Here is a 25,048-nt window from a genome sequence, read left to right on the forward strand (position 1 = left end):
CGCGTCGGCGTCCGCCGAGATCGACGAAATGGTGCTCACTACTCGCACTTTCGCGCCCAAATGTCCGTTTGGGCGGCGCACTAGGATGGAACCATCATGACCGCATCGGGGCACACCCATGTTCAAACCCCGATCGCGGGGCTCGTTGACCTGGCGTTGAGGGATCCGTCGCTGGCGGACGTCGCCCGCCGGGCCGCCGAGAAACCCAGCGATCTCACCCTCGTCGGACCCGCCAGCGCGCGGCTGTTCGCGGCGAGCGCACTGGCACAGGCCGGACCGCTGCTCGTCGTCACCGCCACCGGCCGCGAGGCCGACGACCTGACCGCCGAACTGCGCGGCGTCTTCGGCGACGCGGTGGCGATGTTCCCGTCCTGGGAGACGCTGCCGCACGAGCGGCTGTCGCCCGGCGTCGACACGGTCGGTGCGCGGATGATGCTGCTGCGTCGGCTGGCCCACCCCGACGACTCGCGGCTCGGTGAGCCGCTGCGCATCGTCGTCACCACGACGCGATCGCTGCTGCAGCCGATGGCGCCCGACGTCGCCGACATCGAACCGGTGACGCTGGCCCTCGGGGCGGAGGCCGAGTTCGATGCCGTAATCGCCAGGCTGGTGCAGCTGGCCTATGAGCGTGTCGACATGGTCGGCAAGCGCGGTGAATTCGCGGTCCGCGGCGGCATCCTCGACCTGTTCCCGCCCACCGCCGAGCACCCGGTGCGGGTGGAGTTCTGGGGCGACGAGGTGTCGGAGATGCGGATGTTCTCCGTCGCCGACCAACGCTCGATCCCCGAGATCGCCGTCGACTACGTGGTCGCGGTGCCATGCCGCGAGGTGCTGCTGACCGACGACGTCCGCGACCGTGCCGCGCGGTTGTCCGCCGAGCACCCGGTGGCCGAGAACAGCGTTCCCGGCAGCGTGCCCGACATGCTGGCCAAGCTGGCCGAGGGCATCCCGGTCGACGGCATGGAGGCGCTGCTGCCGCTGCTGCGGCCGACCGAACTGACCACGCTGTCGGCGCACCTGCCCGAGGGCACGCCGCTGCTGATCTGCGATCCGGAGAAGGTGCGCAGCCGGGCGGCCGACCTGATCAAGACCGGCCGCGAGTTCCTCGAGGCGTCGTGGTCGACGGCTGCTGTCGGCGGCGACGTGCCGATCGACATCGAAGCGCTCGGCGCATCCGGGTTCGTCGAACTCGACGACGCCCGCGCAGCGGCCCGCGACGGCGGGCACCCGTGGTGGACGCTCAGCCAGCTGTCCGACGAGTCGGCGTTCGAACTGAACGTCCGGCCTGCGCCGTCGGCGCGTAGGGCGCAGCCCAACCCAGACTTTCAAGCCGAGATCTTCGCGATGCTGCGCGCCCACGTCGCCACCGGTGGCTACGCAGCGGTCGTCACCCCCGGCACGGGCACCGCGCAGCGGGTGTGTGAGCAGTTGGCCGAATCCGATACGCCCGCAAGTCTTTTGGAAGGCGGCGCCGCGCCGAAAGAAGGCGTCGTCGGAGTGCTCAAGGGCCCGCTGCACGACGGGGTGGTGATCGAAGGCGCCAACCTGGTGGTGATCACCGAGACGGACCTGACCGGCAACCGGGCCACCGCGACGGAGGGTAAGAAGCTGGCGGCCAAGCGCCGCAACGTCGTTGACCCGCTGGCGTTGACCGCGGGCGACCTGGTGGTGCACGACCAGCACGGCATCGGGCGGTTCGTCGAGATGACCGAGCGGGTGGTCGGCGGCGCCCGCCGCGAGTATCTGGTGCTGGAGTACGCGTCGGCCAAACGCGGTGGTGGATCCGATCGGTTGTATGTCCCGATGGACTCACTGGATCAGCTGTCCCGTTACGTCGGCGGCGAGGCGCCGACACTGAGCCGGCTCGGCGGCAGCGACTGGGCCAACACAAAGACCAAGGCGCGCAGGGCGGTTCGCGAGATCGCGGCTGAACTGGTGTCGCTGTATGCGAAGCGGCAGGCGTCGCCGGGACACGCGTTCGGACCAGACACCCCGTGGCAGGCGGAGATGGAGGACGCGTTCGGCTTCACCGAGACCGTCGACCAGCTGACCGCGATCACCGAGGTCAAGGCCGATATGGAGAAGCCGGTGCCGATGGACCGGGTGATCTGCGGCGACGTCGGCTACGGCAAGACCGAGATCGCGGTGCGCGCGGCGTTCAAGGCGGTGCAGGACGGTAAGCAGGTCGCGGTGTTGGTGCCGACGACGCTGCTCGCCGACCAGCATCTGCAGACGTTCACCGAGCGGATGGCCGGCTTCCCGGTCACCGTGAAGGGGTTGTCGCGGTTCACCGACCCGGCGGAGTCACGGGCGGTGCTGGAAGGCATGAAGGACGGCTCGGTCGACATCGTGATCGGCACGCACCGGTTGCTGCAGACCGGCGTGACCTGGAAGGACCTCGGCCTGGTCGTGGTCGACGAGGAGCAGCGCTTCGGCGTCGAGCACAAGGAGCACATCAAGTCGATGCGTACCCACGTCGACGTGCTGACCATGAGCGCGACGCCGATCCCGCGCACGCTGGAGATGAGCCTGGCAGGCATCCGTGAGATGTCGACGATCCTGACCCCGCCCGAGGAGCGCTACCCGGTGCTGACCTACGTCGGCCCGCACGACGACAAGCAGATCGCGGCGGCGCTGCGACGCGAGATGTTGCGCGACGGGCAGGCGTTCTACATCCACAACCGGGTGCGCTCGATCGAGCAGGCCGCAGCCCAGGTGCGCGCGCTGGTGCCGGAGGCCCGCGTCGCGATCGCGCACGGGCAGATGCCCGAGGATCTGCTGGAGCGCACCGTCGAGGGCTTCTGGAACCGCGAGTTCGACATCCTGGTGTGTACGACGATTGTCGAGACGGGCCTTGACATTTCGAATGCGAACACGTTGATCGTGGACCGCGCCGACACGTTCGGCCTTTCGCAGCTGCACCAGCTGCGTGGCCGGGTCGGCCGCAGCCGCGAGCGGGGTTACGCGTACTTCCTGTATCCGCCGGAGGTGCCGCTGACCGAGACGGCCTACGACCGGCTCGCGACGATCGCGCAGAACAACGAGCTGGGCGCCGGTATGGCGGTGGCGATGAAAGACCTCGAAATCCGCGGCGCCGGAAACGTTCTCGGGGCTGAGCAGTCCGGGCACGTGGCCGGCGTCGGGTTCGACCTCTACGTGCGACTGGTCGGTGAGGCGGTCGAGGCGTACCGCGCGGCGGCGGACGGGAAAACCGTTGTGGCGCCTGAGGAACCCAAGGACGTCCGGATCGACCTTCCCGTCGACGCGCATCTGGCGCCGGACTACATCCCCAGCGACCGGTTGCGGTTGGAGGCGTACCGGCGGTTGGCGGCGGCCGGCGACGACGCGGGCGTGGACGCCGTGGTCGAGGAGTTGATCGACCGATACGGTCCGCTGCCGGAGGCCGCGCAGAGACTGGTTGCTGTGGCGCGGCTGCGACTGCTGCTCCGTGGCTACGGGATCACCGAACTGAGTGCGATGTCGGAGTCGACGCTGCGACTGTCTCCGCTGGAGCTGGCCGATTCTCAGCAACTGCGGCTCAAGCGGTTGTATCCGGGAGCGAACTATCGGGCGACCACGACGACCGTGCAGGTGCCGATCCCGCGGGCGGGTTCCGGCGTTGGCGCGCCACGGATTCGTGATCTTGAACTCGTCGCGTTCGTGGCTGGTTTGGTGCTGGCCCTCGATGGAAAACCCCAGGAAGGTGTTGATATAACGAAGTTCGGAGGTAGGCCGATGAGTGAGAAGCGAAAGGCGACATGACCGTCGTCCTCGTCGACCCTCGCCGACCTTCGCTCATTCCGATCGAGGCCGTTGGCTTGCTGGGCGGCGATGTGCAGTACACCGAGGAGATGCCCGTCAGGGTGCCGTGGTCGTTGCCGTCCGCACGGCCGTGCATTGCCGGTGTGTCGGACGACGAGGACGCCCCGGTGTTGCTGTCGTCGGATCCGGAGCATCCCGCGGTGAAGGCCCGCCTCGCGGCGGGCGACAAGCTGATCGCGGCGCCGGAACCCGCCGCGGGGGAGCGGTTGGTCGACGCGGTGGCGATGATGGACAAGCTGCGCACAGCGGGCCCGTGGGAGAGCGAGCAAACGCACGATTCGCTGCGGCGCTACCTGCTCGAGGAGACCTACGAGGTGTTCGACGCGGTGCGTGGCGGTAACGCCGACGAACTGCGCGAGGAACTCGGCGACGTGTTGCTGCAGGTGCTGTTCCACGCGCGTATCGCCGAGGATGCGCCGCAGCACCCGTTCACCATCGACGATGTGGCGGATTCGCTGGTGCGCAAGCTGGGCAACCGGGTGCCCGCGGTGCTGGCGGGGGAGTCGATTTCGCTGGACGAGCAGCTCGCCCAGTGGGAGGAACGCAAGAAGCTGGAGAAGTCGCGCAATTCGTCGATGGACGATGTGCCCACCGGGCAGCCGGCATTGGCGTTGGCGCAGAAGGTGCTCGAGCGGGTTTCCGCCGCGGGACTGCCCGCCGACCTGATACCGGAGTCGATCACGTCGGTGACGGTGGCGGCTGGTTCTGACGCTGAAAACGTTTTGCGCTCAGCGGTTTTGGAGTTCATGGACACGGTGCGGGTGGTGGAGCACGCGATCGCCGCCGGACGCCGTGGTGAGGATGTCCCTGAGGAATTGGACGTGGCGACGCTCGGGGACGTCTCCGAGGAGGAGTGGCGGACGTATTGGTCCACGGCCGACGAGCCGGAGCCCGCGGATGTCCCCGCGTAACCGCCGAAACGGCATTCCAGCACGCTGATTCTCGTACTTTTCGTGCGTAGTTGCAGTCTGGGCGAAACCGTCAGGCGAACAGCGTCGAACCCCAATACGCCGACGCGTCACCCTCCGGGATACCCGGCGGGCATGCGAAAACGGCTGTGCCGGTGTGGAAGATGTATTCGTTCAACGCGTCGCTCGACATCTGTGCCAGCACCGGAATGAAGTTCGTCGCGGGACTGCGCACGAACGCGATGAAGAACAGCCCGGCATCGAGGTGGCCGAATCCGTCGGAGCCGTCGGTGAAGTTGTATCCGCGGCGCAACATCTTGATGCCGCCCAGATGGTCAGGTGACACCAACCGGATGTGGGCGTCGACGTCGACCAACGGGTTCCCGTCGGCGTCCTTGATGTTGAAGTCCACCGGCGCGAACTCGTCGGTGTAACCGTTCGGCGCGCCGGTGCCCTTCTGGCGACCGATCACCCGCTCCTGCTCCTTGAGCGTGGTGCGGTCCCAGGCCTCGATGCGGTTGCGGATGCGTCGCGTCACCAGATAGGTACCGCCGGTCAGCCAGTCGGGGCCGTCTCCCTTGGCCACCCAGACGTTCTTGTCGAGCGCGTCGTGGTCCTCGGCCTTGATGTTGTTGGTTCCGTCCTTGAACCCCAACATGTTTCGCGGGGTAGCCTGCTCCCGCGTCGTCGACGACGTCCGGCCGAAGCCCAACTGCGAATACTTCACCGCGACCGTGCCGAAGCCGACGCGCGCCAGGTTGCGCACCGCGTGCACCGCGACCTGTGGGTCGTGCGCGCACGCCTGGATGCAGATGTCGCCGCCACACTTGGCCGGATCCATGATCTCGTTGGTGAACTTCGGCAGGTCGGCCAGCGCCGCGGGGCGTTGCGACGCGATGCCGAACCGGTCCTTGCCATCCTTGGTGAAGAACGAGGGTCCGAACCCGATGGTCAACGTCAGCCCCGACGCGGGCAGTCCCAGCGCCTCGCCCGTATCGTCCGGCGGCGCATAGGGATTGCCGCCGACGGCACCGTTGGGCACGGCGTCCTGGCCCTGCGTCATCCGCTCGGCCATCTGTGTCCACTGCTTCAGCAGCGCGACGACGTCCTCACGGCTGTCCGTCGTTACGTCGAAGGCGCAGAAGTGCATGCGATCCTGCTGCGGCGTGACGATGCCGGCCTGGCGCGCACCGCGGAACGGAATCGGCTTGTCCAGGCCGAAATCGGCACTCGCCGCCGACGCCCGGCCTGCGAGCGCACCGGCACCGGCGGCGCCCACCACCGCGGCGGTCACTCCCGCCGCGCCGAACAACTTCCGTCGGGATAGCCCCTGTCGGGGTTCGGGGTCACTGGGGAGCGACGACACCCTGCACCTGGCTCACTTCCTTCGACAACGCGTCGATCGCCCGCGACAACTCCTGGCGCTGCGGTTCGGTCACCTTGTCGTAGGAGATGAATCCGTCGCCCTGCCGGTAGTTTTCGAGCAGCGCCTCGACTTCGGCGAACCGTCGGTCGACCTTCTTTCCGAGATCGGCGTTGCGCTCGTCGAGGATCGGCCGCACCGAGGCGACCGCGGTCTGCGAGCCTTCGACGTTGGCCTTGAAGTCCCACAGGTCGGTGTGGCTGAAGATGTCCTCTTCACCGGTGATCTTGCTCGAGGAAACCTCGTCGAGCAGACCCTGTGCGCCACCGGCGATCTGGGTCGAGTCGATCTTGTACGTGGGTGCCTTCACGCCGTTGTCGAGTTCCTTGACGTCGGCCATCAACTGGTCGGCCATCGCGTTGCTGTCCGGTTGCAGCCCGGTGACCCACAAGTCCTTCTCCAACCGGTGGAAGCCGGTCCACTTCTGACCCGGCTCCAGGTCGGCCTCGCGGAGGTCGATGCGCGGGTCGAGATCATCGGGGAAGGACTCGGCGACCGGCTCGATGCGCTCGTAATAGGTACGCGCGACGGGGTATTGCGCCTTGGCCGCGTTGACGTCGCGCTTCTTCACCGCGTCGACGAACACCTGCGTGGCGGCGATCAGCGCATCGGTCTGGCTGTTCACATACCGCTTGTAGCCGTCCGACGCCTCCTTGAACTTGCCCGCTTCGTCGACCTTGACCGCGTCACCTGTGACCTTGAAGTCGGCGCGGATGCCGTCGCCGACCATGCCCGGCTTGCAGGCCGTCTGATAGGTGCCTGGCTCGGCCAGCTGGACGATCAGCTTGCGCTGCAGGCCGGGGGAGATGTTCTCGACCTCGCCCATCACCCGCTCGCCCTCGCCGTAGACGTAGAACTCGGTGACCTTGTTGCCGTTGTTGGAGATGACGAATGTGCTTGGCCCGGTGGAAGCTTCGGTGCCCGACAACTCGCATGCGGTGTCCGACGCGGTGACCGTGATCTCCGACGGCGCGCTCTTACCCGGCTCGGCCGGGGCCGCCTCTTCTTTCGCCTGGCAGCTCGTCAGTGCCAGACCCGCCAGCGCAGCCGTTGCGACAGCAAGGGACGAATGAAGCTTCACGTGGTGGACCTTTCGGGTTCGGGAAGGGGTTGGTCAGATGGATCGGGTTTCGCCGGCGACCCGGTTGGCCGCAGGAAGATCGACAGCACGAGGACCAGGTAGGCCAGCCACGCGAGGAGCTGCAGGACGGTCGGCGTCGGCGTGATGTTGAAGACGCCCTGCACGATCTCGCCGTACCACGACGACCAGTTGAACCAGGTGCTGATGTCAAAAGCCTTGGCGCTCAATCCCGGCAGCCAGCCGACGGTCTGCAGCGCTCCGACGCCGTACGACAGGATGCCCGCGGCCACCAGGATCAGGAAGACGCCGGTGTAGCGGAAGAACCGAGCGAGGTCGATGCGGATGGCGCCTGCGTACATGCCGTATGCGATCGCCGCTGCGGCCAGCACCCCGATCACCAGACCGATCAGCGGCCACGACGTCTGCGCCTCGGCGTAGCCCACCATGAACAGCGCGGTCTCGACGCCCTCGCGGCCCACCGCCAGGAACGCCAGCGCAAGCACCGCCAGCGACCCGGTTTCGAGCGCGCGCTGCATATCGCTGCGCAGTTCGCCGGATATCGAGGCGGCCGCCCGCTTCATCCACAGCACCATCGTCGTGACGATGGCCACGGCCACCAGCGACGCGATGCCTGCGATCGCCTCGGCCGCCAACCCCGAGATCGTGTTCTCGCCGAACTGGATCACCAGAAACACCGCGACGGTCATCACGATCGCCGCCCCGACGCCCAGCCAGACCCATTTGAGCGCGTCGCGGCGCTGCGCCTTGACCAGGAATGCCACCAGGATGCTGACGACGATCGCCGCTTCCAGCCCTTCGCGGAGACCGATCAAACCGCTCCCGAACAGCTGCGACGTGATGTTGGGTGTGGCGGCCTGAATACTGACATGGAAGTCCGTACCAGCAGTCATCAACTTGTCCTCGCTACGCCGTAATCGCGTACCAAGCTTTGGCTCACCAAAGCAAGGTGTGGCTCACCTTAGCAGGGTGAGACACGGCAGAGTACACGTCCGGTGAGCGTTGCCGATCTGGTCCGAGCGCGTGCGACCATGGCAATGACGAGAGTGGGTTTGAGGGAGTCCGGTGTCGCCAGTGCGTTGGCTGCGGACTGTCGCGGTGATCGGCGCGACAGTGCTGCTGATGGCCTCCAGCTGCTCTTGGCAGGTGGGCACACCGATCCCCGAAGGCGTGCCGCCGCCGCCGGGCGACCCGGTGCCCAAGATCGACACCCACGCCAAAGGCCGACCCGCCGACCAGCTGCATGATTGGGCGGCGCAGCGCGCGCCCGCGCTGGGCATGCCCGTGCAGGCGCTGGAGGCCTACGCCTACGCCGCGCGGGTGGCCGACGTGGAGAACCCGGACTGCCACATGACCTGGACCACGCTGGCGGGCATCGGCCAGGTGGAAAGTCACCACGGCACCTACCACGGCGCGGTGATCGCGCCGAACGGCGACGTCACGCCGCCGATCCGCGGGGTCCGGTTGGACGGCACCAACGGCAACCTGGAGATCCTCGACAACGACGGCGTCAGCCACGACGGCGACGCGCCGTACGCCAGGGCCATGGGGCCGATGCAGTTTATCCCCGAAACCTGGAAGCTCTACGGCGTCGACGCCAACAACGACGGCATCGTCAGCCCTGACAATTTCGACGACGCCGCGCTGTCCGCGGCGGGCTACCTGTGCTGGCGCGGTAAGGACCTGGCCAAGCCCCGGGGCTGGATGGACGCGTTGCACGCCTACAACCACTCCGACCAGTACGCCCGTACCGTCCGGGACTGGGCGACCGCCTACGCCAACGGACACCCCCTCTGAGCACGCCGCGGGCCGACGCACGCTCTAGGCTCATTGCGAGTCCAGCCCAAACATCAAGGAGAACCTAGTGCCCATCATCGAGCAGGTCGGAGCCCGCGAGATCCTCGACTCCCGCGGCAACCCGACGGTCGAGGTCGAAGTGGCCCTGCTGGACGGCACGTTCGCCCGTGCCGCGGTGCCGTCGGGCGCGTCGACCGGTGAACACGAGGCCGTGGAACTGCGCGACGGCGGTTCCCGCTACGGCGGCAAGGGCGTCGAGAAGGCGGTGCAGGCGGTGCTCGACGAGATCGCGCCCGCCGTCATCGGACTGTCCGCCGACGACCAGCGACTCGTCGACCAGGCGCTGGTCGACCTCGACGGCACGCCGGACAAGTCCCGCCTCGGCGCCAACGCGATGCTGGGGGTGTCGCTCGCGGTGGCCAAGGGCGCGGCGGAGTCGGCCGGGCTACCGCTGTTCCGCTACGTCGGCGGACCCAACGCGCACATCCTGCCGGTGCCGATGATGAACATCCTCAACGGTGGCGCGCACGCCGACACCGGCGTCGATGTCCAGGAGTTCATGGTCGCGCCGATCGGTGCACCCAGCTTCAAGGAATCGCTGCGCTGGGGCGCCGAGGTGTACCACTCGCTGAAGGCGGTGCTCAAGAAGCAGGGCCTGGCCACAGGTCTCGGCGACGAGGGTGGGTTCGCGCCCGACGTCGCGGGCACCAAGGCGGCGCTGGACCTGATCCTGAGCGCCATCGAGGCGACGGGCCTGAAGCCCGGCGCGGATGTGGCGCTCGCACTTGATGTTGCGGCTACCGAATTCTTCACCGCCGGAACGGGTTACAGCTTCGAGAAGGAGACCCGCACCGCCGAGCAGATGTCGGAGTTCTACGCCGGACTGATCGACTCCTATCCGCTGGTGTCGATCGAGGACCCGCTGTCCGAGGACGACTGGGACGGCTGGGTGGCGCTGACCACCGCGATCGGTGATCGCGTCCAGTTGGTCGGCGACGACCTGTTCGTCACCAACCCCGAGCGACTCGAAGACGGCATCGAAAAGGGCGCCGCGAACGCGCTTCTGGTGAAGGTGAACCAGATCGGCACGCTGACCGAGACGCTGGACGCCGTCGCGCTGGCGCACAACAGCGGATACCGCACGATGATGAGCCACCGCAGCGGCGAGACCGAGGACACCACGATCGCCGACCTGGCCGTCGCGGTCGGCAGCGGCCAGATCAAGACCGGTGCCCCCGCCCGCAGCGAGCGGGTCGCCAAATACAACCAGTTGCTGCGCATCGAGGAGACGCTCGGCGACGCCGCGCGTTACGCAGGCGACTTGGCGTTCCCGCGCTTCTCGGTAGAGGCAGGGGTCAAATAACCCGTGCCCGAGGCGAAACGGCCAGACCCGAAACGACGGTCCCCCGCGGGCCGTCCGAAGGGGACCGCGCCTGGCCGCCGCCCGCCGCGCAGCAACGAGAAGGCGCCTGCGCCCGCACCGGTCGAGAAGCCGAAGGAAACGGTCCGCGAGTCGATCGTCGCGGCCGCCGAACAGCAGTCCGAGCAGCGGTTCGGGTCGGCGGCCCGTCGCGCGGCGATCCTGGCCGCGGTGGTCTGCGTGTTGACGCTGACCATTGCGGGTCCGGTGCGCACATACTTCGCGCAGCGCACCGAGATGAAGCAGTTGAAAGCTACCGAGCAGCAATTGCGTTCGCAGATCGCCGATCTCGAGGAGCAGAAGGTCAAGCTCGCCGACCCGGTGTTCATCGCTGCGCAGGCCCGCGAACGGCTCGGCTTCGTGATGCCCGGTGACATCCCGTATCAGGTGCAGTTGCCCGAAAGCGCCGTCACGCCCGGCGCGCCGGGTGGCGACGCCCCGACGGGGGTGAAGAGCGGCGACCCGTGGTACACGTCGCTGTGGCACACCATCGCCGATGCGCCGCACGGGGTTTCACCTGCACCGGCCCCTCCGCCCCCGCTCGAGGCCGTCGCGCGGCAACTCGGCCGCGAGCCCCGCGGCGTGCTCGAGATCGCCTACCGGTGCCCCAACGGCGAGCCCGGCGTGGTGAAGACCGCGCCGAGACTGCCTGACGGCACGCCGTTTCCGACGCTGTACTACCTGACGCACCCGGTGCTGACCGCCGCGGCCAGCCGACTCGAATCGTCGGGCATGATGCGGGAGATGACACAACGGCTGCAACAGAATCCGCTGCTGGCGGACGCGTACCGCAGGGCACACGAGTCGTATCTGGCGGAGCGTGACGCCATCGAACCGCTCGGCACGACGTTCTCCGGTGGCGGCATGCCGGACCGGGTCAAGTGTCTGCATGTGGTGATCGCGCATTCGCTCGCAAAAGGCCCCGGCGTGAATCCGTTCGGCGACGAGGCCCTGGCGGTGTTGGCCACCGAACCGGGCATGGCGGGCATCCTGGAGAAGGAGACGTGGACGTGAGTTCCCGGGTGGCGGCGATCGACTGCGGCACCAACTCGATCCGGTTGTTGATCGCCGACAAGACGGATGGCCGGCTGGCCGACGTGCACCGTGAGATGCGGATCGTGCGGCTCGGCCAAGGGGTAGACGCCACAGGACAATTCGCGCCGGAAGCGCTGGCGCGGACCAAGGCGGCGCTGGTCGACTATGCCGAGTTGTTGCGCAGGTTCGATGTCCCGAAGGTGCGGATGGTCGCGACGTCGGCGGCCCGCGACGTCGCCAACCGCGACGAGTTCTTCGCGATGACAGCCGACGTGCTCGGCACCGCGGTCCCCGGCGCCGTCGCGGAGGTGATCACCGGCACCGAGGAGGCCGCGTTGTCCTTCCACGGCGCGGTCGGCGAATTGGATTCGGACTCAGCGCCGTTCGTGGTGGTCGACCTCGGCGGCGGCTCGACCGAAGTGGTGCTCGGCTCCTGCGACGTCGAGGCCAGCTACTCGGCCGACATCGGCTGTGTGCGACTGACGGAGCGATGCCTGCACTCCGATCCGCCCACCGCCACCGAGATCGCCGCCGCGCGTGAGGTGGTCCGCGAGACCATGGGCGAGGCGTTGCGCGCGGTGCCTGTCGAGCGGGCCCGCACCTGGGTCGGTGTGGCAGGCACCATGACGACGCTGTCGGCGCTGGCGCAGCGGATGACGAGTTACGACTCCGAGGCGATCCACTTGTCCCGGGTCAAATTCAGCGACCTGCTGCCGGTGTGCGACGAGTTGATCGCGATGACGCGGAAACAGCGCGCGGCGCTAGGCCCCATGCACGAGGGCCGCGTCGACGTGATCGGCGGCGGCGCGATCATCGTCGAGGAACTCGCCGCCGCGTTGGGCGCCAGGGCCGGCATCGACGAACTGGTGGTCAGCGAGCACGACATCCTCGACGGCATCGCGCTGTCGATCGCCTAGCCCGCCGCCGTCCCCACATAGTGCGGCACGCCGCGTTCGCGGAATCGGCGCCCGGTCATCTTCTCCGACTTGATGCGCAGGAAGTGGTCGCGTTTGCCGTCCACCCACGGCTGTACGAAAGTTCCCGCCACTTCCACCAATTCGTCGACCCCGGTGATCTCCTGCGCGTGCCCGACGACAACGACACTCCACCCGGTGCGCAGGTCGGGATCCAGTTCGTCGGCTTCGAACGCCACCATCTGGTTCTCGGCGGCCGCGGCGAGTTTCCCGCCGCCCGCGACGCGGATCACCACGTCGTCGTGCCACAACCGGAAGTTCACCGGCTGCACCGCGGGCAGTCCGTCCTCGGTGAACACCAGCCTGCCGACCCGAACTTCCTGCAGCAGATCCAGGCACTGCCTGCGGTTCAGCTCGTCCAGCTCTAGTCCCTTGGGCATGGCGATCAACCTCCTTGTACCAACGCGAGTGTCCCGACAGGGGTGGAGCGCCAGTGGCCCGCGCTCAGGGCGGTCAACCGTGCGACGGCTGTCTCGATGCCGTTCGCGAGTTCGTCGATGTCCGGTGCGGCATCGTAGTCGCCGATCACACCGAACACCAGATGGTCGGCGTAGCTCATGATCGCGATGCCCGTCTGAAGATGCAGCGCCAGCGGCGGAATCGGCAACAGCCGCAGCACCTCTCGGCCCATCAGACGTAGCCGCTTGCGCGGGCCGGGCACGTTCGTCGCAAGCGTGACGACACCGCGTTGCGGCAGTCGGGTCAACGCCCGCACCGCCCATGCGGTCACCGGGAACGGGATCGCGTTGGCGGCGGCGAGGAAGATGTTCCCGGCTTGACGTTGCCCGCCTGCCTTCGCCCGAGCCATCCGCCTGTGGACCGTTTGCAACTGTTGGATCGGATCGGCCTTGTCGACGGGAAGATACGGCAGCATGACCGACACGCGGTTGTCGGTTTCGTCGGCCGCGTCGTCGGACCGCACAGACACCGGCACCAGGGTGCGCAGCGAATTGTATTGCGGCCGCTGGCCGCGACGCATCAGCATGGTGCGGAAACTGTCGGTGATCGCCGCCAGCGCAACGTCGTTGACCGTGACGCTGAACCGCTCGCACACCCGCGTCACGTCTTCCATCGACACCTCGGCGCAGGCGTAGCGGCGCATATCGGTGACGGGGCCCGTCAGCGACGACGCGGACGGGCGCAGCAATCCGCCCGCGATCTCGACCGCGCCTTGTGCGGCGCGCAGCATGCCGGTTACCCAGTCGAACGGATTGAGGCTCAGCCCCGGCCGCCGCGCCGGCTCGGCAGCGCGGATCTCCGTCGGGAAGGTGCCACCGTCGTCGCAGAGCCGGGCCAGCATGTGAGTGGCCGCGATGCCGTCGGCCATGCAGTGGTGGATCTTCATCAGGATCGCCCACCGGTTGTGGGCCAGCCCGTCGACGACCCAGCATTCCCAGAGCGGGCGGTCGCGGTCCAGGCGCCGCTCCATCACCTGCGCGACCCACCGGCACAGCGCGGCGTCGTCGCCGGGGCGGGGCAGCGCGGCGCGCCGCACATGGTGGGAGACGTCGACCCGACAGTCCTGGAACCGCGGAGCGCCGAGATCCAGCGGCTGGGTGCGCAGAATCTGCCGAAAGCGCGGCACCGCTGTGATGCGCTCGGCCAGGTTCGCGGCCAGCCTGTCGAAATCGGGCATCGGACCCGCGAGAACAGCCACGGCGCCGATGGCCAGGCTGACGTGACGGTCGGAATCCTCGGCCTGCAGGAACCCGGCGTCGAGCGTTGTCAACTGCTCCATACCGCCACTGTGCGGCCTGCCGGCGGGGTCGCGGCAGGGGCGTTGGTCCCTAATTGCAAGGGCAACGGACATTCGTCACCAGCCCCGCCGCTGTGGTTGCGAGCCGACCAGGTCGCGGCTGCGGTAGACGATGTAGGGCCGGAACAGGTAGCCGATCGGCGCGCTGAACGCGTGCACGAGGCGGGTGAACGGCCACAGCGCGAACAACGCCAGACCGATCATCACGTGTATCTGGAAGTACAGCGGCGCCTCGGCCATCAGGTCCCCGCGCGGTTGCAGGAGCCAGATCGACCGGAACCACACCGACACCGTCTCGCGGTAGTTGTAGGCCTCCCCGACCACGCCGGAGCCGAGCAGCGTGGCGCACAGGCCCGCGACGATCGCCAACACCAGCACGACGTACATCAGCTTGTCGTTGGACGTCGTCGCCAGGAACACCGGGCCGCGGGTGCGGCGCCGGTAGATGAGCAGCGCGATACCAGCCAGCGTCGTCACGCCTGCGATGGAGCCGAGCACGACGGCCTGCACGTGGTACGCCTCATGGCTGAGACCGACGGCGTCCGTCCAGGATTCGGGGATCACCAGCCCGATGACGTGGCCGACGATCACGACCAGGATGCCGAAGTGGAACATCGGACTGGCGATCCGCAGGATCCGCGCCTCGTAGAGTTGCGACGACCGTGTGGTCCAGCCGAACTTGTCATAGCGGTAACGCCACCACGACCCGATCACCACGATCGCGAGCGTGACGTACGGCGCGACGTTCCAGAACATCTCGTCCACCCACACCTCGATCACCCCCGCCGTGGCGGCACGGTCAACGTGAAGGGTTGCAGCCCAACCGCTTCCGCCGGCGGGCCGGTCGTCGCCGTCAACCGTGCCCGCTGTACGTCGTCGTCGGTGGCGGCCGGCAGCGTCCGGCGCACCGCGTCGACGGTGTGCGCGTAGGGCGACTTGGCGTCGATCAGCGCGCCGTGCAGGACGTCGATCGACACCCGATGCGCGACGAGCAGCCGTCGACCTGCCACCGGATCGACGGTCGCGGCGAACTCGAGAACCACCGGCAGGTAGTCGGGAGCCTCGGCGCGCGGCGGCTCGAGCCCGGCGGCCCGGTAGGCGGCCACGAACTCCAGCATTGCGGCGCCGCGGTTTCGGGTGTCCCCCGCCGTCCAGTACGTCAGGTACATCGTGGCCTGCCGTCGCAGATCGAACGTCTCGACGTAATAAGCGGCGATCCGCATCGGATCACCGGTGCGCAGGGCGGCGACGGTGTGGCCCAGCAGATCGGCGACGTCGCCGTCGAGGTGTGCGAGCAGGTCGTCGACGGTGCCGAGTCGCGCGGGATCCGGATAGCAGAGCAGCAGTGACGCGCACTGCCACACCAGCCTGTCGCGCAACGTGTCCGGCTTCGTTCGCAGCCTCATCGTGGTGGCCTCCCGGACGGGAACAGCCCCGCGGGCACGCCGCGGCCGTCCCAGTTGAGCAGGTTGACCCGCGACGGGTGGTCGGCGTTGGCCGCCATGCCGTCGGTGGTCTGCCTCTGCTTCAGCGCGTGGAAGGTCTCGACGGCGATGGGTACCGGCCCGCCGCTGGCCTCACCGAAGGGACCCGACTCGTACATCCCGGGTCCACCGTCGAATGACAACGAGCAGCCTGCCTCTTCTGGCTGTTCCCCTTCGACGGCATACGCGGTCGGAATCACGTACCGCTCTTCGTATTTGGCCAATGCGAGCAGCCGGTACATCTGGTAGATCTGCTCCTCGGTCATGCCGACCGACTCGGCGATGTGCGGCTGGGTTTCGCGGCCCAGGTTCACGTCGCGCATGTACGAGCGCATCGCTGCCAGCCTGCGCAACACGTTCTGCACCGCCTCGGTGTCGCCTGCGGTGAACAGCCCGGCCAGATACTCGATCGGGATGCGCAGCGCCTCCAGCGCACCGAACAGGTTCCCGATGTCCTCGCCGTCGTGTCCGTCCCTGCTGACCGCGTCGACGACAGGCGACAGCGGTGGGATGTACCAGACCATCGGCATCGTCCGGAACTCCGGATGCAACGGCAGCGCAACGCGATACGTGTTGATCAGCGCATACACCGGCGAGCGCTGCGCGGCCTCGATCCACTCGTCGGAGATGCCCTCGGCGCGGGCCCCGGCGATCACTTGAGGATCGGTCGGGTCGAGCAGGATCTGCCGCTGCGCCTCGTAGAGTTCGGTGTCGTCGGCCACCGACGCCGCCGCCAGCACCGCGTCGACGTCGTAGAGCACCAGACCGAGGTAGCGCAACCGGCCCACACACGTTTCCGAACACACCGTCGGCAGGCCGACCTCGATGCGGGGATAGCACAGCGTGCACTTCTCGGCCTTGCCGGTCTTGTGGTTGAAATACACCTTCTTGTACGGGCATCCGGACACGCACATCCGCCAGCCGCGGCAGCGGTCCTGGTCCACGAGCACGATGCCGTCCTCGGTCCGCTTGTACATCGCGCCCGACGGGCACGACGCCACGCAGGACGGGTTCAGGCAGTGCTCGCAGATGCGCGGCAGATAGAACATGAACGTCTGCTCGAGTTCGAGCCGGACCTGCTCACTGACCTTCTGCAGGACAGGATCTCCCGGCACGATCTCCGGCGAGCCGCCAAGATCGTCGTCCCAGTTCGCCGACCACGAGATCTTCATCGGTTCGCCGCTGATCAGGCTGCGCGGCGGCGCGACCGGCATCTGCTCACTGAGCGGCGCCCTGGTCAGGTTCTCGTAGTCATACGTCCACGGCTCGTAGTAGTCGTCGATGCTGGGCAGTTTCGGGTTGGAAAAGATGCGGGTCAGCTTGTGCAGACGGCCACCGTCACGCAGCCGCAGCCGACCCCTACGGTCGCGCATCCAGCCGCCGCGCCAGCGGTCCTGGTCCTCGTAGGTTCGCGGATAGCCTTGTCCTGGACGGGTTTCCACGTTGTTGAACCACACGTACTCGGTGCCCGCCCGATTGGTCCACGCCTGTTTGCATGTCACCGAACAGGTGTGACAGCCGATGCACTTGTCGAGGTTCATCACCATCGCCATCTGTGCCATCACCCGCATCAGTACGTCACCTCCTGCGACCGACGCCGCACCACGGTCACCTCGTCGCGCTGGTTGCCCGTCGGGCCGAGGTAGTTGAACGCGAACGCGTTCTGCGCGTAGCCGCCTGCGAGGTGGCTCGGCTTGATCAGCAGCCGGGTCAGCGAGTTGTGGATCCCGCCACGCTGCCCGGTCGTCTCGGTGAGCGGCACGTCGATGGTGCGCTCCTGCGCGTGATAGACGAACACCACGCCCTCCGGCATCCGGTGCGACACGATGGCCCGGCACACCAGCACACCGTTGCGGTTGACGGCCTCGACCCAATCATTGTCGTGCGCTTCTATTTTGGCGGCGTCCTGCGGGCTCATCCACATCGTCGGACCGCCGCGTGACAGCGACAACATCAGCAGGTTGTCCTGATACTCCGAGTGGATCGACCATTTCGAATGCGGGGTGAGGTAGCGGACGGCCAGTGCGATGCCCTGCTCCCCGAGGGCCGGCTCGCCGAACAGGCGTGACATGTCGAGCGGCGGCCGATAGGTGGGCAGCTGCTCGCCGAGTTCCTCGAGCCAGTCGTGGTCGACGTAGAAGTGCATCCGCCCGGTCAACGTGTGAAACGGTTTGAGCTGTTCGATGTTCACGGTGAACGGGGCGTATCGGCGGCCACCGGTCTCGCTGCCCGACCACTCCGGGCTGGTGATCACCGGAACCGGCCTGGCCTGGGTGTCGGCGTAGGTGATGCGGCGTTCCTCGCTGCCCTCGGCCAGGTGGGTCAAGCGCACGCCCGTGCGCTTCTCGAGTTCGGCGAAGCCCTGCACGGCCAGGCGCCCATTGGACGTCCCGGACAGCGCCAGGATGACGTCGGCCATGCTCTCGGCCGAGGTGATGGCCGGACGGCCTTGCGCGGGACCGGAATCCATCACACCGAACTTGCCTGCGAGGTAGTCGACCTCGGCGTCCGGGTGGGTGGTGACGCCTTTCGTCGTCAGGCCGAGACGTTCCACCAGCGGCCCGAGGGCGGCCCACTTGTCGGCGATCGCGGCGTAGTCACGTTCCACCACAGCCACCGGCCCCATCGTCTTACCGGGGACCGGCACGTCGCCCGTGACGCGCCAGTCGTTCTCGGTGCCGCCGGGATAGGCCATCGCCGCCGGCGTGTCGTGCAGCAGGGCGCCGACCACGACGTCCGTGCGGGTGCCGAGGTGCGTCTTGGCCAGCGTGCTGAATGCGCGCGCGATCGCGCCGAAAGCCTCGTAGTCCGACCGGGTTTCCCACGGTGGGTCGATCGCGGGGCTGAACGCGTGCACGAAGGGGTGCATGTCGGTACTGGACAGGTCGGCCTTCTCGTACCAGGTGGCCGCCGGTAGCACCACGTCGGAGAGCATGGTGGTGGACGTCATCCGGAAGTCGATGCACATCAGAAGGTCGAGCTTGCCTTCCGGGATCTCGTCGCGCCATGCGACGTCGTTGGGCCGCAACGCTTCTGGGGCAGGATCGGCCTGCAGGTTCGACGACGTACCGAGCAGGTGACGCAGGAAGTACTCGTTGCCCTTGCTCGACGAGCCGAGCAGGTTGGCCCGCCAGACGTTCAGCACGCGCGGCCAGTTCGCCGGGTTGTCGGGATCGGTGACGGCGAGCCTCAGGCCGCCCGACGCCAATTGCCCGGCGACATAGACCGGTACTTCTTGGCCTGCGGCCTTCGCCTCGTCGGCGACGTCCAGGCTGGACCGGTCGAACTGAGGATAGAACGGGCTCCAGCCCATCGACACCGCCGAGGTGAGCACATCCATCGTGTGTTTATCGCGGAACCGGCCCCTGCCGAGCGGACTGGCCAGCGCGTCGGCGCGGTAGCCGTCGTAACGCCACTGGTCGGTGTGCGCGTACCAGTACGACGTGCCCGCCATCTGCCGCGGCGGCCGCGACCAGTCGGTGGCCATCGCCATCGTCGCCCACCCGGTGACCGGCCTGCATTTCTCCTGGCCGACATAGTGCGCCCAGCCGCCACCGTTGCGTCCCATCGAACCGGTCAGCAGCAGCAGCGCCAGCACCGCGCGGTAGGTGGCGTCGCCGTGGAACCACTGGCAGATGCCGGCGCCCATGATGATCATCGACCGGCCCCCGGATTCGTCCGCGTTGCGGGCGAACTCCTTGGCGATTCTGATGACCTGCGCCGCCGACACCCCGGTGATCGGCTCCTGCCACGCCGGGGTGTAGGGCTGACTCGCGTCGTCGTAGCCGGTGGGCCAGTCGCCGGGCAGGCCGGGTCGCCGCACGCCGTATTGGGCGAGCATCAGGTCGAACACCGTGCACACCACATGCTCGCCGACCCGGCGCACCGGCACGCCGCGGGCGAAGGTCTCGCCGTGCCCGTCGACGGTGTCGAAGCGCGGCAGGTGGACAAGTGCGGTTTCGCCCGAACCGTCGGGGCGTGCCACGGTGAGCGCGGGCACCAGGTCCCCGAGGTCCAGATTCCACTTGCCGACGCCGTCGTCGCCGTAGCGGAAGCCAAGCGATCCGGGTGCCACCGCGACGGTATCGGTGGCGCCGTCGACGAAAACCGGTTTGAAGGCGGCGTTTTCGACGTCGTGGCCGAGGTCGGCCGCGGTGAGGTTCTTGCCTGCGACGAGCATCCCGTCGCGTTCCTCGAGTTTGATCAGGAACGGCAGGTCGGTGTAGCGGCGGACATAGTCGACGAAGAAGGGGACACGTTGGTGGACAAAGTATTCCGAGAGGACGACGTGACCCATCGCCATCGCCAGTGCGCCGTCGGTGCCCGCCGCGCACGGCATCCACTCGTCGGCGAACTTGGTGTTGTCGGCGTAGTCGGGGCTGACGGTGACGACTTTGGTGCCGCGGTAGCGGACCTCGGCCATCCAGTGTGCGTCAGGGGTACGCGTGACGGGCACATTGGATCCCCACATGACGAGGTAGGACGCGTCCCACCAGTCACCGGATTCCGGTACATCCGTCTGATCCCCGAACACCTGCGGCGAGGCGACCGGCAGGTCGGCGTACCAGTCGTAGAACGACGTCATCACCCCGCCGATCAGTTCCACGAACCGCGAGCCTGCGGCGTGGCTGACCATCGACATCGCCGGAATGGGCGAGAAGCCGGCGATCCGGTCCGGACCGTAGGTCTTGATGGTGTGCACGTGTGCGGCGGCGATCATCTCGGTGGCTTCGGCCCAGCTCACCCGGACCAGTCCGCCCTTGCCGCGGGCGCGTTGGTAGCGGCGCCTGCGCTGCGGGTCGGCCTGGATGTCGGCCCACGCCTGAACCGGGTCCGCCGTCTTGGCCTTTGCCTCCCTGTACATTTCGACGAGCACGCCGCGCGCGTACGGGTGGCGAACCCGGGTGGGGGAGTAGGTGTACCAGGAGAATGCCGCGCCGCGTGGACAGCCGCGCGGTTCGTACTCCGGGCGGTCCGGGCCGACGGACGGATAGTCGGTTTCCTGGGTTTCCCAGGTGATGATGCCGTCCTTGACGTAGATCTTCCACGAGCACGATCCGGTGCAGTTGACGCCGTGGGTGGAGCGGACCACCTTGTCGTGGCTCCATCGGTCGCGGTAGAACACGTCGCCCTGCCGACCGCCGCGGTGGGTGACCGTTCGAAGGTCCGCCGAGTACTCGCCGGTGGTGAAGAATCGACCACTGCGCTCCAGTAGTTCCTCGACCGGGCTTCCGACCCGCGGGCCGGTGGTCACGCCGTCGACTCTCTAGCGGCCGGCGCGGGTTCGTGCGCGTGCAGCCGAAAAGCTGTGTACCCCAACGCGACCAGTGCGGTCAGCACGAGCAACAGCAGGCCGACGGTGTAGTCGTTGTCGGCCTGGTCGTAGGTGGCGCCCATCACCAGCGGCGGGAAGTAGCCGCCCAATCCGCCTGCGGCGGCGACGATTCCGGTGACCGAACCGACCGATTTGGCGGGCGCGCGACGGGCCACCCATGCGAACACGCCGCCCGTCCCGATGCCGAGGAAGATCGCGAGCGTGATGAACGTGGCGGCCGACCAAACGTCCGGCGGTGGTTGGAATACCGCGATGAACGCCATCAGCGCCGTACCTGCGAACGAAACCAGCACCACGTATTTGGGTGCGATCCGATCCGACAAGGCACCGCCGACCGGACGGGCGAGCACCGCCGCGAGTGCGAACGCCGCGGTGCGCGCACCCGCCTCGACCGGCGGGAACCCGTAGATCGTCTTGATGTAGGTGGGCAGGTAGTTGGCGAATGCGACGAAGCCGCCGAACACCACCGCGTAGAGGAACGACATCTCCCACGTCACCGGAAGTTTGGCCGCAGCCTTCAGTTTCGGTAACACCGGATCGGTGTTCGGTTCGAACCGCGGCGCATTGCGCATCACCACGATGCACAGCACCGCCGTCGCCGCGAGGGCGACCGCGATGACGACGTGCGTGGTGAACAGGCCGAACCACCGGACGAATCGCGGTGTGAAGAACGCCGACAGCGCGGTACCGACCATGCCCATCCCGAACACGCCGGTCGCGAATCCGCGCCGGGCCGGGTCGTACCAGTTGTTGGCGAACGGAATGCCGACGGCGAAGATCGTGCCCGCGATGCCGAGGAAGAAACCGAACACCACCAGCAGCGGATAGGACCCCGCCGATCCCGCGGCACCGACGGCCAGCACCGGCACGATCGACGCGAGTGATATCGCGATGAACATGACCCGACCGCCGTACCGATCGGTGAGTGCGCCGACGACCACCCTGCCGATCGAACCGACCAGGATCGGGGTCGCGACCAAAATCGAGGCTTCGGAACTGCTCAGCGTCAGGTCGCCGGCATAGGTGGTCGACAGCGGGCCGATCATGTTCCAGGCCCAGAAGTTGATGGCTGACACCCAGGTCGCCAATGCCAGGTTCAAACTGCGCCGAGCGCTCGTGTCCGGCGGCGTCGCCGTTTTCACAATTGTAAGAAAACCACGCGGATTTGACGCCGGGGTGAGTTTTACCGAAAGTGCTGCGCCGCAATACAGCCGGGTGAGAATTACCGCCCCGATGCGGATTTCGGCAAACGTCGACGCTTCGTCGGGTCGCGCTGTCCTGCCAGCGTCAAACCGAGCAGCACCATGCCGACGCCGAGGCCGAAATGCAGCCAATTGTCGGGGCCGTTCACTGGTAGCAGGCCGCTGCCCACGAGCACGCCGTGCAACCACAGCGCCAGGTACACCAGGCCGCCGCCGAGGAAATACGCCCGCGACGCCGCATACGTACGCGCCAGAGCAAACCCGACGAAACCCGACACCAGATGCAGGACGTTGTCGAGGCCCGAAACCGCAAACAAACCGAAGAGTTTGCCGTCGGTCGTCACGCCAGGAATGAAGCCCAGCACGCCGATCACCACGAACCCGGCAGCAACCAACACCGCTGCGGCCTGCACGGCCATGTACTTAGGGGTGGTCGCGGTCATCACGTTCTCCTGCGGTTATTTACGCAGCAGAAATACCCCGGCCGACGCCGGGTTAACCCGGGAACTCCAGGCGGCTACCGCCTGATGTTGCAGTTCGGCGGGTTGCCGCAGTGATGACCGCCCTCGCAGGCGTTGCAATGACAGTTGCAGCCGGAACCGGCCTTGACTTCTGGTGCTCGCATCGTCGATCAACCCCTCTGTCGCTCTGACCACTCCAAAAGGTGGGAGCAGAGTTCATTCTCGCGGACGCATATCAACATATGACGAGGTGACAATGGTTCGCATCACTTTGGAAATAAAGAAAAGTCAGCGTGAACGGGCCAGGTCGGGATGGTCGCGCTCGTTGAACCGGCGTAGCCCTTCAAGGGTCTCGGGTGCGCCGATGGAGCGGCCGAAGCACTCGGCCTCGATGCGCAGACCTTCGTCCAGGGGGCGGCCCAGACCGGTGCGGGCGGCCTCCAGATCGGTGCGCAACGCGGGCTGCGGCAGCTTGGCGACGGTCTCGGCCAACGCGATTGCCCGCTGCAGGCACGTCCCCGTCGGCACGACTTCGTTGACAAGGCCGATGCGTTCGGCTTCCCGGGCGTCGATGACCCGGCCGGTGATGATCAGTTCGATCGCGCGCCGGTATCCGAGGATGCGGGTAAGCCGTTGCGTGCCACCGTCGGCCAGCCCGATGTTCCACCGGCGACAGGTCACGCCGAAGGTGGCGTGTTCGTCGGCGATGGCCATGTCGGTCCAGCAGGCCCACTCCAGGCCGCCCGCATACGCGACACCGTTGACGGCCGCGATGGTGGGCTTGTAGACGTCGGTCCACCGCGACGGGCCCAGCACGCCGTCGCCGGGACTGGCGTCGACGTCCAACTCGCCGGCACGCGCCGCCTTCAGGTCACCGCCCGCCGAGAACGCCCGCTCGCCCGCGCCGGTGAGCACGCCGACCAGGGCGTCGTCGTCGTCGCGAAACCGGCCCCAGGCATCGACCAGCTCCGAATGTGTCTGCGGCCCAATGGCGTTCATGCGCTCCGGCCGGTTGATCGTGATGACCGTGACGGGGCCGCGCTGGTCGTATTGTAGGTGTTCGTAGTCGGTCACCGCGCGCCCGCCAACCGGTCGTCGAGGTTGGCGTGGAAGTGGCCGATCGCGCTCTCGTGCGTGCCGAACTCGACGAACGCGTTGGCACCTGCGTGCAGTCCGCGCTGGACGCCTTCGGACATCTCGTTGTCCTCCACCCCGCCCTCGTTGAGCAGGTTGCGCGACCCTTCGGCGACCGAGGGGTTGGCCGACAGGTGCTCGGCCACCTCGGGGGCGACCATGGCGTAGATGGTGACGGTCGTGTGGTCGAGGTCGACCGGGTCGATGGTGATGACCAGCATCTGATTGGGGAACGTCGCCACCATCACATTCGGGAACAGGTGGTACACGTAGGTCACCCGGTGGTTGATCACCCATGACGATTCGGGACGCTCCCGCAGGCGTTCGATGTTGCGGAACGGGAACGTGATTCGGCTGTTGGGCCCGAACGTCTCGACGACGTTGAGGTCGTCGTACTGGAGCGGATAGAAGGTGTTCTTGTGCGTGGTGCGAATGTGGTAGCCCTCGAGGAATTGCTCGACGAGCACCTTCCAGTTCATCGCCCGCAGGGCCGGGCGAACCGCGAACAGGCGCTGCGCGGGTAGCAGCTTGTCGCGCCACGGGCTGCCGTCGGTCAGCGCCGACATCGCGGCGTCGGCGCCCCGCGCAGGCGACTGCAGCGGGCCGATGACGATGAGGCCGTCCACTTCCTGGCTGTCCACCTCCACCAGTCCGCGGCTGTTCATGTCGAGATCGGGGAAGGCGTCGGCGTGCGGCACGTGGGCGAGCGTGCCGTCGAGGCGGTAGGTCCAGCCGTGGTAGCGGCAGGTCAGGGCGTGGGCGCAGCCCGGACCCTCCACCAGGGCCATGCCGCGGTGCCGACACGAGTTGCGGAAGACGCGGGCCCGGCCGTCGCGGCCGCGGACGGCGAACAGCGGCACCCCGAACGTGGTGCGTTCGGCGTGGTCGCCGGGATTCGGGATGACCGCCGCGGGCAGGAACACGCTCGGATGAGCGCGCAGCGTCTGCAGCTCGGCGGCGAATCTGCTTGCGCTCAGGTAATTTTCGACCGGCTCGCGCCAGGCGGCACCTTCGTCGGTGGTGCCCGCGTCGATGTGCGCGAAGATGCGGCGGACGATCTCCACATCGTCGGCGACCGACGCCCTTGTCGGAGTGCTCATACCGTGGAAGTATCACACTGTGATAATCGCGTGTCAACGATTTCGTGAGACACTCTGGTTGGATACAGCGAGTTCATGGAAAGCTGGAGCCATGGCAA

General features: G+C 67.4%; 18 protein-coding genes and 2 pseudogenes. 7 read left to right on the top strand and 13 right to left on the bottom strand.

What is annotated here, in order from left to right:
* Window positions 1-96: 96 nt before the first annotated feature.
* The gene (gene mfd, locus C1A30_RS32610; protein WP_101952328.1) at window positions 97-3,762 is read left to right on the top strand and encodes a transcription-repair coupling factor; all 3,666 of its coding nucleotides are present in this window, start codon (window positions 97-99) and stop codon (window positions 3,760-3,762) included.
* Window positions 3,759-4,733, top strand: a complete 975-nt coding sequence (locus C1A30_RS32615) for a nucleoside triphosphate pyrophosphohydrolase (RefSeq protein WP_101952329.1) — start codon at window positions 3,759-3,761, stop codon at window positions 4,731-4,733. The genes mfd and C1A30_RS32615 overlap by 4 nt, the downstream gene beginning before the upstream one ends.
* Window positions 4,734-4,803: 70 nt before the next feature.
* On the opposite strand, the gene efeB is transcribed toward C1A30_RS32615, so the two are convergent.
* Genes efeB through efeU form a run of 3 tightly spaced genes read right to left on the bottom strand, consistent with a single transcriptional unit; the run spans window position 4,804 to window position 8,145 of the window.
* On the bottom strand, window positions 4,804-6,096 hold the full coding sequence (gene efeB / locus C1A30_RS32620; protein WP_101952330.1) for an iron uptake transporter deferrochelatase/peroxidase subunit: 1,293 nt from the start codon (window positions 6,094-6,096) through the stop codon (window positions 4,804-4,806).
* Window positions 6,077-7,234 (bottom strand): iron uptake system protein EfeO, encoded by a 1,158-nt coding sequence (efeO, locus tag C1A30_RS32625; protein ID WP_101952331.1) that lies wholly within the window; start codon window positions 7,232-7,234, stop codon window positions 6,077-6,079. The genes efeB and efeO overlap by 20 nt, the downstream gene beginning before the upstream one ends.
* A complete protein-coding gene (gene efeU / locus C1A30_RS32630; protein ID WP_101952332.1) occupies window positions 7,231-8,145 on the bottom strand; it encodes an iron uptake transporter permease EfeU in 915 nt (304 codons plus the stop codon). Before efeU ends, efeO begins: the two co-directional genes overlap by 4 nt.
* A gap of 172 nt (window positions 8,146-8,317) precedes the next feature.
* On the opposite strand from efeU, the gene C1A30_RS32635 reads away from it, so the two are divergent.
* The 5 genes and pseudogenes from C1A30_RS32635 (at window position 8,318) to C1A30_RS32650 (ending at window position 12,421) form a co-directional block, all read left to right on the top strand.
* The gene (locus C1A30_RS32635; RefSeq protein ID WP_101952334.1) at window positions 8,318-9,049 is read left to right on the top strand and encodes a lytic transglycosylase domain-containing protein; all 732 of its coding nucleotides are present in this window, start codon (window positions 8,318-8,320) and stop codon (window positions 9,047-9,049) included.
* Between the two features lie 67 nt (window positions 9,050-9,116).
* Entirely contained in the window at window positions 9,117-10,412 is a 1,296-nt protein-coding gene (gene eno / locus C1A30_RS32640) for a phosphopyruvate hydratase (protein ID WP_101952336.1), read from the top strand.
* Between the two features lie 228 nt (window positions 10,413-10,640).
* Window positions 10,641-10,847: pseudogene (locus C1A30_RS36555) on the top strand (septum formation initiator family protein); the annotation flags it as partial.
* A gap of 111 nt (window positions 10,848-10,958) precedes the next feature.
* Window positions 10,959-11,483, top strand: coding sequence for a DUF501 domain-containing protein (locus C1A30_RS36285; protein WP_369974223.1), 525 nt, complete (start codon window positions 10,959-10,961; stop codon window positions 11,481-11,483).
* Window positions 11,480-12,421: a Ppx/GppA phosphatase family protein gene (locus C1A30_RS32650; protein ID WP_200828489.1), complete on the top strand. Its 942-nt coding sequence runs from the start codon at window positions 11,480-11,482 to the stop codon at window positions 12,419-12,421. The genes C1A30_RS36285 and C1A30_RS32650 overlap by 4 nt, the downstream gene beginning before the upstream one ends.
* Here C1A30_RS32650 and C1A30_RS32655 read toward each other — a convergent pair.
* From C1A30_RS32655 to C1A30_RS32705, 10 genes and pseudogenes are all read right to left on the bottom strand, one after another.
* Complete coding sequence (locus tag C1A30_RS32655) at window positions 12,418-12,858, bottom strand: pyridoxamine 5'-phosphate oxidase family protein (RefSeq protein ID WP_101952338.1); 441 nt, start codon at window positions 12,856-12,858, stop codon at window positions 12,418-12,420. The genes C1A30_RS32650 and C1A30_RS32655 overlap by 4 nt on opposite strands.
* 5 nt (window positions 12,859-12,863) lie before the next feature.
* Complete coding sequence (locus tag C1A30_RS32660; RefSeq protein WP_101952339.1) at window positions 12,864-14,216, bottom strand: wax ester/triacylglycerol synthase family O-acyltransferase; 1,353 nt, start codon at window positions 14,214-14,216, stop codon at window positions 12,864-12,866.
* A 75-nt stretch (window positions 14,217-14,291) separates the two neighbouring features.
* Window positions 14,292-14,993, bottom strand: a pseudogene (narI, locus tag C1A30_RS32665) (respiratory nitrate reductase subunit gamma); the annotation flags it as partial.
* Window positions 14,994-15,010: 17 nt separating this feature from the next.
* Window positions 15,011-15,640 (bottom strand): nitrate reductase molybdenum cofactor assembly chaperone, encoded by a 630-nt coding sequence (gene narJ, locus C1A30_RS32670; RefSeq protein WP_101952340.1) that lies wholly within the window; start codon window positions 15,638-15,640, stop codon window positions 15,011-15,013.
* On the bottom strand, window positions 15,637-17,289 hold the full coding sequence (narH, locus tag C1A30_RS32675; protein ID WP_101952341.1) for a nitrate reductase subunit beta: 1,653 nt from the start codon (window positions 17,287-17,289) through the stop codon (window positions 15,637-15,639). The genes narJ and narH overlap by 4 nt, the downstream gene beginning before the upstream one ends.
* Window positions 17,289-20,972, bottom strand: a complete 3,684-nt coding sequence (locus C1A30_RS32680) for a nitrate reductase subunit alpha (protein WP_101952342.1) — start codon at window positions 20,970-20,972, stop codon at window positions 17,289-17,291. The genes narH and C1A30_RS32680 overlap by 1 nt, the downstream gene beginning before the upstream one ends.
* Window positions 20,969-22,195 (bottom strand): NarK/NasA family nitrate transporter, encoded by a 1,227-nt coding sequence (locus C1A30_RS32685; protein ID WP_101952343.1) that lies wholly within the window; start codon window positions 22,193-22,195, stop codon window positions 20,969-20,971. Before C1A30_RS32685 ends, C1A30_RS32680 begins: the two co-directional genes overlap by 4 nt.
* 80 nt (window positions 22,196-22,275) lie before the next feature.
* Entirely contained in the window at window positions 22,276-22,698 is a 423-nt protein-coding gene (locus C1A30_RS32690; protein WP_101952344.1) for a DUF4383 domain-containing protein, read from the bottom strand.
* A gap of 306 nt (window positions 22,699-23,004) precedes the next feature.
* Entirely contained in the window at window positions 23,005-23,790 is a 786-nt protein-coding gene (locus C1A30_RS32700) for an enoyl-CoA hydratase/isomerase family protein (RefSeq protein ID WP_101952346.1), read from the bottom strand.
* Window positions 23,787-24,950: an SRPBCC family protein gene (locus C1A30_RS32705; RefSeq protein ID WP_101952347.1), complete on the bottom strand. Its 1,164-nt coding sequence runs from the start codon at window positions 24,948-24,950 to the stop codon at window positions 23,787-23,789. The genes C1A30_RS32700 and C1A30_RS32705 overlap by 4 nt, the downstream gene beginning before the upstream one ends.
* Between the last annotated feature and the right edge of the window lie 98 nt (window positions 24,951-25,048).

Source organism: Mycobacterium sp. 3519A, assembly GCF_900240945.1.
Lineage (GTDB): Bacteria > Actinomycetota > Actinomycetes > Mycobacteriales > Mycobacteriaceae > Mycobacterium.